This is a genomic window from Psychrobacter faecalis (assembly GCF_016107575.1).
Lineage (GTDB): Bacteria > Pseudomonadota > Gammaproteobacteria > Pseudomonadales > Moraxellaceae > Psychrobacter > Psychrobacter faecalis.
Genome location: NZ_JABAST010000061.1, coordinates 1 through 9,893, shown reverse-complemented (window position 1 = coordinate 9,893; position 9,893 = coordinate 1). Strand labels below are relative to the sequence as shown.

The window sequence follows — 9,893 nt, the reverse complement described above, 5'->3', positions numbered from 1 at the left end:
GTATCAGTAAGCATTTAATCTAAATGGCAGTTACACAGAATTCGGGATGGGCTCAATTTTTTATGTCCATTATAAAAAAAGCTTTGCTATCTATATGGTACTAGACAGCAAAGCATTTAGTGTTATACAATATTAAGATAAAAAGCTTGTCATTAAGTAATTACTTATCATACTAAGAATGTTATAAGTCGTTGATAAGTATAGAAGCTAAAACTAGCTAATAATAATTACCTATCATACTGCATGGGATAGTATCATACAATAATTCTAGTTTTTAGTAATTACCTATCATACTAAGAAAGTACTAATCTACACTATATTCAAATCATTGATCTTAGCTGAATAATTAATGTTTTAAGCACTTTCTAGGATTTTATATCACCTATGTCTATATAGGTTCTATCTTAATTCATCTCATATTCTTTAATCGCTCGTTGAACAATTTTACTATTATCATTCGATAACTTATCAATTCCATATCCCTGCTTAGCTACTTCCGCTCTAACATAAGGCGACTTGTCATCGATCATTACATCTAGCCTATACCCTTGCCTTGCTACAGCTACTCTAACAGCAGTTATTTTGTCTTTATATAATAGATCTAGACCATGACCCTGCTCAGCAACCGCTTCTCTCACATAATAAGAACTGTCTTTTATAAAGCCTGATAAATTATAACCTTGTTCAGCTACCTCTCTACGTACGCTATCATCTTTATCATTAGCGAGATAACTTAAGCGATAACCCGCATGAGCTACCATTTGACGAATTTCGGTGTTTGAGGATTTAGACAGTTCAACCATCCCTTTTCGCTGTTCAATTAATAGTGATGCCCAACGAAAAGCGCTCCAATCGTCTTCAGGTAGCTCGGATGCTATTTTATTCCAGTCTTCAAACTTTCCGTAACTTTCTTTGTTGTCTTCTAAGTATTTATCTATAGGTGCCCAATCTATTTCGGTTATAAAATAAACTGCTTCGCAAAGCTCTTCTACTGATTCTTTTAGATTTCTAATGTGACCACTTGACCCATCGCCTAGTAGGAAGTAATTACCAATTATTCGGAAGTAAACACCACTTTGCTTAAAAAAATCAACTTCTAGCATTATCTCTACCTTATATATTATTAGTTGAATGGAAAAATTAAGAATTATACTAGGACTAACTTAGACCTCAGTAGAAAATCAGCTCTACATATTCATATGAATTAGCTTAAATGTCGATAATCTTCAATGGAATTTTTCTTGCCATAAGCGTCTCTTGTGGTACGGCTAAATATTTGTCACGGATATGTTCAAAGTAGGGAGTTAAGCTAGGTAAATTTATCTTAATAGATGACTGCTTCTTACGATTTTCTTTAACCGTCATTTCAATATATTTTTCAGTCTGCATCCAAGGTTTGTTAGGTAGTATATATCCGTGAGCTTTGAGAGTTTTTGACATCGATTCAGCTATTCTTAAACCAGCCAGGTCATAGTCAGCGAAGATATAGCGTTTGCACTTTTTTTGGGCGAGAGCCTTCAATATAGAAGTTATATTTTTATTATTATGGCCTCGATAGGCCAGTACAGTTACCCCACCAGTCAATCCTTCTACTAGCTTTGCATGCTTCTCATTAAACCTGCAAAATGCATTAAAGTTCTCTATGATTATAATGTTATCGATATTCCAATTAATGAGGTCATTAATTTCCACACCTAAATAGGCATTCTCTTGAGTTTGCTTATGCGTGTAGTTGTTTGATGCATTAATAATATGTTCTTCTCTACCTAGTAGGCGACAATCAAGAAAGCCTTCGGTAGGTGCTTTACTTAATAACTTATCGTTATTTGTGAGGATTGTATTATCTACACGGTCTTTGCTTTTTAGCTCATCTAAGTTGTGTCTGAGTAGGTCTATCCCTGTTTGAGCTTTTACGATCTCTCTAATACGGCCCCAGCCACCCATATTGATGGTCACTTTTCCATTTTCTGTGTAGCCAATGCTGGGATCAAAAGACACCAATAATACAAGGATATTATCATGGCTTCGAAAGGTAGCCACTCTTACTCCCTGCAGCATCTTCTCTTTTAAGTAACCGAGTTTCCCTGCCGTATTTAAGGATTTCTCTAGGTCTACTTCCATATCTGATCCCTTGATGGCGACTCTTCGATTTTATTGAGTTTTACATATTTGGCATCGATGACGTAGCGTGTATCGCAAGTATCAGAAAGGTATTGTGATTTTAAATAAACTTTATAGTTAAATTGACCTTTAGATTTAATGATCCTATCGTTTATAAAATCACTCTTTGCTACTTTTAAGAATAAGGCCAAAAAAGCTTTATATCGTATTTTGTGCTCCAAACCGGACAAATCCCAATACTCTCTGACAGACAAGGCTTTGGTAAAAGGCATGTCGCAATTATCGGCCATATACTGCATAACAAGCAATTTTTCAGGGGAGGGTGGTGGTTTCTTATGTTCTCGGTCAAACTCCTCATACTCACCTTTGTATAAATTATCACTCTTGCGTTTGGGCTTTTTGGCGCTAATTTTACTTACCACAGAGAAAAGAAATTCGCTGTCATCTACAGTTTCAATATTGTGCAAAGTGCCAGCCAAAGCCATACCACCAAAAGCTAAGCCTTTATCTACAATATCGTTATATTCAATATCTATCTTTTCAGGAGCAAGTTGATTGTTTCTTAAAGCCTTGCGTAGTAGCCAAAGCCTTCTACTTTTCTGATCTTGCTCTTTTTTTAACTTATCAATTAATATCAGGATTTTTTGTAAGTGAACGCCCATTTCAATATTGAATCTAGAAATAGAGTCCGCCAAATACTCATTCAGTATAGCTGCCGCTGGCGTATACTCGCCGTGTAGTTTACGGAGTTCATCGCGACTTAATATTTCTATTTTTTCGAGTTGAAGTTTGATCTTTTTATTTAAACCCTCAAGAATCTGTCTCTTTACCTTAACGTTTGATGTATTGTTTAGATCAGAGTTGATGACATACTCAATATCAGCCATCTCATGCCCAAGATATTCAGCGATGGAAATGCAGATATCTCGTATATTAGCCAAATGCAGCATTTCTTCACTTTCATCTTCAAACGAATCTGACTGTATTTGCGCTAGGGCAACCTCATTACTGATCTGATGTTTAGACAGTTCAATATCAGGAGCAATATTTGCATTACGAGACTTTCTATCCAGATTCTTTAAGATTGCTGTAAAGTTTGAGCCTAGGGTAATGTTATTAGGATTGATACTGATAACACCACTGTCTTGTAGTATCTGATACTGTTTATGTTTATCGTTGACCAACTCATAGCAGCCATTAGGAGAGTAGGCTTGATAAATCAAATCAGCTTTATCAGTTACAGCTCTACCAAGTGTTCTGATTTTTTCTTCCGATAACCTGAGACTGACTTTACTCATAACTTAAGCCCTTGCTGCTCAGCAAAGATCTCTTCAGTGGGCTCATCTAATATGTTTTCAGCAATATAATCAAATACATCATATATATAGCCGATTTTTCCTGTTGCTCGATAAATCTTTTTATTGGGCTCGACCAACTTCAGTATTTCGTGCTTCTGGAGTCTTTCTAAAAGAGCAGCTACCTTTTCGTCATTGGGTTTTTTAGAAGCGCCTGTGATCTCAGAAACCTCGTTTAGCATACTTGCAAAATGCCTGTTATTATTTGCTTCTAAAACCAGCTCTGTTTGGCTTAGATTTTCACCAACAGTTAATACATTGCCTTCATCGGCTGTTGATAGGCAGGCAATCATTTCTACTATAGGCGCTATGTCATGATAAATTTCATTAAACTGTTTAACCACTGCTCTTCTGTCAGAGTCACTAGGTATATTATTTAAACCAGCATAAACCTCCCCATCACTGAGGGTGACTAGATTGACCCCAAATGGTTGTAGCTGAGACACCATACGATCATAGGCTACTTTGTTATCTCTTAGATGCCTATATGCCTCTGGATAACTCACAGAGCATATAAATTTATTGTTCATTAACAATCTTAGTATTTCATGCTCTTTCATTAGGAAAACACTCCAAATTCTTCAAGCTCTGAATCCTGAGTCAACATATACATATCATCCGTTTGAGAGATGGAGTACATATTTCTGGTTTTATTGTGATGGCAGGCAATATTATTAGCGAATAAGGGGACAACCTCGTCATCTGGATTCTCAGGAGCGGCGCACATTGCTGATATACCAAGTTTTTGTAGCAAGTTTAATAACTCACGAGTATTTTGCGGATCTAACACGCCAATTTCATCAATAAAGAATTTCAGCTCAACCTCATCGCTCGATGTGGTTGATATAACTGAGAGCAAAGAGATATAAATGATGAGCTGAGCAATACGCATGGTACCGTTTGACCCCATATCTTTAAATACCTTTGCTCTTTTGGTTTCCTTGATTTCACCGCCGACCTGTTTGATTCTTAGACTGAAACTAAACTGCTCTGACAGTTTGATATTCATCTGGTTTTGACCAATATAGTCTTGCACGAGTTGTAATTTGGACAGCAGTTCCTGATTAGGCATACGCGTTGTGTCATGGATGTCCTCATTAGCCCATCTTTGATGTGCATCAGTGAAGTCAGCCAAGGTGGAATACCATTTGTTTTCTTTGATTCCCGAACTTATAGCTATATGAAGCTCCTCAATGGCTAAAGCTTCTAGTTTTTCACAAACCTCTTTGCATTTGGTATTAATACGCTTCGAGAAATTACTCAAGCTATTATGAGCATCATCTAGCTTTGATTTAAACTCTCTAACTTGGTGAGCTGTGACTCGATACTGGCCAATGAGTGTATCTTTTTTAATTTCATGCTCGTTGTTTAGGTAGTCGCTAAACTTTCTAGCTTGTATGTACCAGTTTTCCTGATCAGGTATGCTGAGTAGGATACTGTCAGACATTAAGCTCTCAAACATAGACCCATTGGTGGTAAAGGGTTTTCTTATGGTCTTTAGTGCATAAATACCTTTTTCCATATTCTTTTTGGTGTCGCGAACCAAAGATTTGGCATCGTTCAAGACTGCTAAGCTTGCATTATGCAAGTCTTGCAAAGAATGTCCCATATATTCAGGCTCTAAGGTATGGTCTGCAACCAAAGCTTGATCAAAGGCATTACTGGCATTACTTAAGCTTTCTTTGATACTTATCAGATCGGTTTTTGCGCTCTCAATTCGATTGTTAATGATCTTCGCTTTCTCAGCAAGGAATTTGGCATCTTCCTGCTTAGATATCAGAGCTTTATCAAAAGCCGCTTGTTTATCCATTAGCTCAATTGATAGACCATTGCGTTTTTCGAACAGCATAGGTAAATTTCGATATTCTTCATCAATAAACTCATGATAGTGCTTAACGCGGATTTTAGCTTTTTCAGCAACATCTAATTTTGTGGATAGCTGCTGTACTTTAGCTATAGTCTGAGCTATAACGTTATCATCGTAGCCATTTTCATCAATAGCTCTGTCGTGACGTTCTTGAGCCTGATCAGCTTCAAGTTTCAAGCCTTCAATTTCTTTAACGTATTGTTCATTTACCACCTGTTCTCTTTTCTTCTTATCTTCTTTCAGTCGTTCAATAGCCAACTTGTGATTTTTTTCTATCTTCTGCTCAGCGTCATTCATCTTGGCGTCAGTAGCCTTGGATTCTGATACTTTGTCATTAATTTTATTTTTAATTTCGTTTAATTGGTTCTCGACATTACTCTTAGCTTCTTCAATTTCGTTTTCAGCTCTTATTTCTAGTTGTTTTTGCGTCGTTTGTTTATTTTCGATATCTTTTTCAGTGTTAATCACATTGGTATTTGCCTTATAGATACCTTCATTGGCTTTTTTCTTAGTAAGCTTGGCCTGATGAATGGTTTTTTCGAGTGATGAGATATTGTTCCTGCGTTCTAATACCTCATCCTCTAACACAAGCCTTTGCTCAGTAATACTTTCAAGGGTAAGTGGCTTTTTAAGATTGTTAGTAGTGTCTATTTTTGATGTGTCGAGATAAAGACCATACAGAGCTTCGTCGTCTGTTTCTTTAGGTGCAAGCCATTGAGGTGATAGGTCGGAGCGGTTGAATAGGGATGGATCGATAGTTTTTCGTATATGACTTATCAAAGGCGAAAGTACTTCATCGGATTCATTTCTCAATAGGAAACTGAGCAATGTGTCATCTTCGAGTAAAGCATATAGGTCATCAATATCAGAGGTCTTGTCAGCAATATCGTTTAATAAACGTTCATGCTCTCTTTGTAGTTTTTCATATTCTTTACTGGTTTCATCTAGATATTTTTCAGCTGTTCTTTGATTTTTTATGTCCTGATTAAGTTGAGTTTTAGCATTGTCTAAATTTAGCTTTAAGTTCTCTATTTCATTGGTAAGCTCGATACTACATCTAATATTCTTTAATTCTGATTCCAGATTATTTTTATCGATAATAAGCTGGGTATGTTTTTCCTTGATGGCACTAGACTTGATCTTATATTCTTTTTTAATAAGGTTAAGCTTAGTAGACTTATCATCACCTAGATTTGAAAGAGACTCGTAGTAACCCGTTTTAATCTGCTGTAGCATTAACGCTTGTTGAGAAGCTAATCCATTTTTTTTAGACTCTATCTGCTTCAAATCTTTAGCAAGTTGCTCTTTAATGTTTTCGATGATTTTAGTGGCATCCATCTCGTCTTTGCGTAGAGCTTTGAGTCGCTCATTCTCGTGCTTTATTTGCTCTTCAAGTGACGAGATCTCTCTAACCATATTTTGTAATATGGCCAATGGTAGATGATGACCAGGTAGGCCCTCTTCAAAATCTCGTTTCGCTCTTTCAAGCTTTGCTATCTTAGAGCTCAGATCATCTACTTCATTCTGTAATTGGCCTTTTTCTTTGTCCCAAGTAATTTCAATCTTGGTAATGGCTTGCTCTATAGCTTCAACTTTTAATTTGAGATCATCTTCAATGGTTTTATTTTCTGCAATCTTTGTATCAAAGGCTTTGACTAAGCCTCTGAGCGTCTTAACTGTTACCGATAGGGCGTTTTGATTAGAAGCGTTTTGCTCAACATACTGGCCTAGTTCGTCAAATTTACTTCTAAGTTGCTCAATCTCATTCCATGAGTTACGGTCTAAAAGCCACTTATTGGTATCAACACCTTGAGAATCTATAGAAATCTCATTACTCTGAACTTTATTCTCCGTCTTCATTGCTTCAACCAAAAACTCACATATTTGATCAAACTCAATTTTACTTTTTAGAATATTGCTAGCGATTAAGGAAAATCCGTAGAAGCTACCTCTACCGACAGCCAGTGAGTAATCAGGACGAAGCGAATTGATGGTCTGTAGAGCTTTAGATGAGCGAATAGAGGCTTTTAAGCGTCTATTCGGACAATTGGATATGATGGCCTCGTAAGTTAGTTGTTTGATATTATTTGAGACGTTAAAACCTTGAGATTCGATTATGCCTTTAACTTCTTCAAACTGCCTAAATCTTCGCTGATTGGTGGCATCTTTTGTGACAAACCAGGTTTCATTGTATCCAGTATTGATAAAGTTGAAAATTTGTTGCCCCTCACTGCTTCGTCTGAGGATCACACATTTTTTTTCGCCCTGTCTTCTATATTCATAAACCAAATAACTGTCATCATAAGGAAGATAAAAGTCAATAAAGCTTTTAACCGCCTCATTCTTTTTAGAAACCTCACTCAATCTTGTACCAAAAAAAGGAATTACTGCTCCCATCAGGGTAGTTTTACCTGCGCTATTACGTCCAGTAATGATTGTGTTATCACCAACTTCGATAAGGTGGCTTTGACCTTTAGGATAACTGTTGATCAATGCGACACGTAGAAGTTTATTGATGCCTTTTATAACTGGTCTCGTATTTTCTTCGTTTGCTATGCCCAAGGCTTCATCCATTTTCAGCATCTTTAATCCTTTCTATGATATATAAAACCAAGCTTTAAATTCTTGAGTTATTTCACTACACTTCATTTAACCTCGATTATGAGTGTCCATAATCATATCAATATTATCGTATCAGTAAGTGCTTTAAGCATCAGTTCGAATTAATAAATAAACAATATACGACAACTGTTGTCGCATCACTTTCTAATCTCTTATTAGTATCATTAAAAAAGCCAAATACATTTAGTATTTGGCTTAGTACTATGAACTCAAACTATATTTGGCGTTTTAGGCTTTATCGATATTACATTGCTTCAAATCATCGATCGTTATTGTGTAATCAGCACTTTGTGCACTTCCTAATGTAGAGTAACTCACCTGTTCAAGCATTTTTTGAGGCCTATGAGGATTAAATAATTCATCAATAGTGTAGTTAAAATCACAATCCTCTATCCCGAATATATAATCAAAGAATATTTTAGCCATGGCGGATTGTGGATGACTGGCATCGCGATAAGAATTACTGCGATGCCAACTTCCACTAGAAATCTTACCGAAAACCCGTTCTATGTTGCCTGAAATAGCATTTGATGCATGCTTTCTAGTAACATTTGGCTTTTGTACGAATGCAGCGGCACTTTCAACTGCTTTCCAAATTATATAGTGCATAACAGATACAGAACATTCAGCTAAACAAGCTCTAAGTAAGCTTATGAGCTTTTCACCAATAGGTGGGGCTAAGTTATTTAGTTTTGACCTAGTGATCAAGTAGCTCAAACACTCTCCTAGCTGTATCTGCTGACACCAACTTTCGAACTGAGTATTGACTACTAAAGCACTGATATTTTTTTTAGATTTAGCACTGATCATTATTTTAGTGAGATCCTCAGTGTCATAAGTAAACTCAAAAGTTGCCTGATTATAGTCGATCTCTAACTCTTGTTGCTTATTAACAGTAACGTATTCGTAGTTTTCTTCAGGAACTAATAACAGCAAATTTAATTTAAAAAGATAGTGGAGTATTTTTTGATCTAATCCAAAGAAAGGTGATAAAGGCAATGACAAATTATCGCGTAGAGAGATCGTGGTTTTTAAATTGTCTGTACCTAGGCTTTCTATAGTTGCTGCAAGTAATAGCCTGTCTGTTTCATTAAGCTCAGTTATTGAAGGAATCTCAGTAAATTGAGTATTCCGGTAGTTATTAATATATTCGAGAGCCGCTTTTCTTTGTTCTTCTTCTAAACGCTCTTGCTCAACACGTTGTTCTATAAGCGCCTGCATTCTTCTTTTTTTCAGTGCTTCCCAGCATATATCACATCGCCAATTATCAACTTTTAATTGAATAAGCTGTGCGCGAGTATGGCAGATATTTGTTGTGCCACAATCCATACATTGGCAATCGAGTACGACAAGGTGAGCATTTATTTTAGCGATGCTAGATATGTCCTGAGGTCTAAAGCCAAATTCTTGACCGATTTGTTTACAAGTATATATAAATTCATTGCGTTTCTCGCTCTTCCGTAGCCAGTACTTCTCACAAATCAGCTTGTTAGTCTCTGTAATGTCTGATTGATACTCTAGTTTTGTTTTCATGTTCACCTTTTAATACCGACTATATCCCGTGGATATTATAGCTAACCACTGTGAGTATTGCTATTTTTAGCAGTGGTTAATGAGATGACGACAGATAAACGTATGGTAGCCTTTGGGAAGCGTGTCCGCGAAGCACGAAAAAGCAAAGGAATATCTCAGGAAAGATTGGCAGAGATGGCAGGTATCGATCGAAGCTATATGGGAAATATCGAGCGTGGAGAGAAAAATATAACGCTTAAGAAGGCATATGAAGTTTGGAGCCCATCCCGAATTCTGTGTAACTGCCCTTTAGATTAAATGCTTACTGATACGATCATCAAACATAATCATAAAGCGATTAAGAGCAGACGTCCAGTTACGAATCGGCATCGACCACTTCTTGGATGCCTGCTGTG

General features: G+C 36.6%; 7 protein-coding genes. 1 reads left to right on the top strand and 6 read right to left on the bottom strand.

Annotated features, from left to right (window positions below):
* Nucleotides 1–404 precede the first annotated feature (404 nt).
* The 6 genes from JFC07_RS12635 to JFC07_RS12610 form a co-directional block, all read right to left on the bottom strand.
* The gene (locus tag JFC07_RS12635; protein ID WP_198329188.1) at nt 405–1,103 is read right to left on the bottom strand and encodes a hypothetical protein; all 699 of its coding nucleotides are present in this window, start codon (nt 1,101–1,103) and stop codon (nt 405–407) included.
* A 106-nt stretch (nt 1,104–1,209) separates the two neighbouring features.
* On the bottom strand, nt 1,210–2,121 hold the full coding sequence (locus tag JFC07_RS12630; RefSeq protein WP_198329187.1) for a DUF7281 domain-containing protein: 912 nt from the start codon (nt 2,119–2,121) through the stop codon (nt 1,210–1,212).
* The gene (locus JFC07_RS12625) at nt 2,112–3,419 is read right to left on the bottom strand and encodes a hypothetical protein (RefSeq protein WP_198329186.1); all 1,308 of its coding nucleotides are present in this window, start codon (nt 3,417–3,419) and stop codon (nt 2,112–2,114) included. Before JFC07_RS12625 ends, JFC07_RS12630 begins: the two co-directional genes overlap by 10 nt.
* A complete protein-coding gene (locus tag JFC07_RS12620) occupies nt 3,416–4,036 on the bottom strand; it encodes a condensin complex protein MksE (RefSeq protein WP_198329185.1) in 621 nt (206 codons plus the stop codon). The genes JFC07_RS12625 and JFC07_RS12620 overlap by 4 nt, the downstream gene beginning before the upstream one ends.
* Nucleotides 4,036–7,917: an ATP-binding protein gene (locus JFC07_RS12615; RefSeq protein ID WP_198329184.1), complete on the bottom strand. Its 3,882-nt coding sequence runs from the start codon at nt 7,915–7,917 to the stop codon at nt 4,036–4,038. The genes JFC07_RS12620 and JFC07_RS12615 overlap by 1 nt, the downstream gene beginning before the upstream one ends.
* A gap of 276 nt (nt 7,918–8,193) precedes the next feature.
* Nucleotides 8,194–9,498, bottom strand: a complete 1,305-nt coding sequence (locus JFC07_RS12610) for a hypothetical protein (protein WP_198329183.1) — start codon at nt 9,496–9,498, stop codon at nt 8,194–8,196.
* 84 nt (nt 9,499–9,582) lie between these two features.
* Between JFC07_RS12610 and JFC07_RS12605 the strand changes: the two genes are divergently transcribed.
* On the top strand, nt 9,583–9,795 hold the full coding sequence (locus JFC07_RS12605) for a helix-turn-helix domain-containing protein (protein ID WP_198329182.1): 213 nt from the start codon (nt 9,583–9,585) through the stop codon (nt 9,793–9,795).
* The last annotated feature ends 98 nt before the right edge of the window (nt 9,796–9,893 follow it).